Source organism: Enterobacter sp. SCRI0065, assembly GCF_059766475.1.
The window spans coordinates 1-208 of sequence record NZ_JCBAJB010000081.1 but is presented as its reverse complement, the minus strand read 5'-3'; the positions used below and the strand labels follow the sequence as shown (position 1 = coordinate 208).

1 protein-coding gene is annotated in these 208 nt (G+C 67.3%); it reads right to left on the bottom strand.

Going from position 1 to position 208, the window contains the following annotated elements; translation table 11 throughout:
* Positions 1-208 (bottom strand): hypothetical protein (locus AC6EMZ_RS23515; protein WP_498405200.1); only part of this gene is annotated, 208 nt, incomplete at both ends.

Sequence of the window (208 nt, the reverse complement as noted above, 5' to 3'; positions counted from 1 at the left end):
TTTCCGGTGCAGCCTGAGCGCTGCGCCAGCGTTCGGACAGTGTGCAGATCGTGATGGCCGGTGACACGCTGGCGCGTGACCGTTTGCCCTTCGCGCAGGATGCCGCTGCCGTGGTGATGGCGGGGCGCACTGCTGCGCAGATGCCCCCTGATTTCCGGTGCAGCCTGAGCGCTGCGCCAGCGTTCGGGCAGTGTGCAGATCGTGATGG